This window comes from Pseudomonas sp. SMSB3, assembly GCF_052041965.1.
Classification (GTDB): domain Bacteria; phylum Pseudomonadota; class Gammaproteobacteria; order Pseudomonadales; family Pseudomonadaceae; genus Aquipseudomonas.
In genome coordinates, this window is sequence record NZ_JBKGGV010000064.1 from 1 (window position 1) to 235 (window position 235).

Sequence of the window (235 nt, forward strand, 5' to 3'; positions counted from 1 at the left end):
ACACCTGCGCACAGGCCTGCCGATCCCTGACGGGCTGGCGGTGCTGGACCTGGACCGCGCCGAGGCCTGGCAGGCCTTGCCGGCGACCAACCCGGATGTGCTGCTGGGCCCGGAAAACCTCGCCTACGTGATCTACACCTCCGGCTCCACCGGCAAGCCCAAGGGCGCCGGCAACCGCCATGTGGCCTTGCACAACCGCCTGGCCTGGATGCAGGAGGCCTATTCGCTCACCGCC

The 235-nt window shown here is 69.8% G+C and carries 1 protein-coding gene; it reads left to right on the forward strand.

Annotated elements, in window-relative coordinates:
* On the forward strand, window positions 1–235 hold a 235-nt coding region (locus ACLEJW_RS23300; RefSeq protein ID WP_440778341.1), incomplete at both ends, for an AMP-binding protein.